Source organism: Moraxella nonliquefaciens, assembly GCF_001679005.1.
GTDB classification, from domain to species: domain Bacteria; phylum Pseudomonadota; class Gammaproteobacteria; order Pseudomonadales; family Moraxellaceae; genus Moraxella; species Moraxella nonliquefaciens.
On the sequence record NZ_LXTW01000010.1, the window covers coordinates 12,008 to 12,531 of the forward strand.

Annotated in this window: 1 protein-coding gene; it reads left to right on the top strand. The window is 46.8% G+C overall.

Translation table 11 applies throughout. The features are described from left to right. Nucleotides 1–524, top strand: a 524-nt coding sequence (locus tag A7456_RS04160; RefSeq protein ID WP_158512478.1) for a hypothetical protein, incomplete at both ends; no start/stop codon positions are given.

Genomic DNA, 524 nt, shown 5'->3' on the forward strand with positions numbered 1-524 from the left:
AAAGAGGTCCAAAACAATCGCGATGGCGAACACTGGCACTGGCATTTACCTGATGGCAGACGCTTTGGCTTTGTGCTGCACAAACAAGCCAATCAGCAAGCCCAAAGACTAAACAAAGCTCATCACCACACCACCAAACAATCCACTGCCCATACAGCAACTCATACCTATGGACAGCTCTCATCCGTCTATCAAAACCCCCAAAAGCCCCACTTAGGGCATTACCAATTACGCTATGACACCAAAGGCAGACTTGCCAAAGTGACCAATCATCGAGGGCAAAGCCTTACCTTTACCTACCAAAGCACCAAACACAATCTGCCTTACATCACCGTACAAAGCCCCATTGGCACAAGCCACTATTTCTTGGACAAACATCATAACCTCTCGCAGGTGGTTCATCCAAATGGCACAAGAGTAGGCTATGGCTATACTGACCCTAATGATAAGCACAACCTAACGGCTAAATATCATTATGCTAATCAAGCAAGTGGCACCACGCCAAACCAAAACCAAGCCATCTT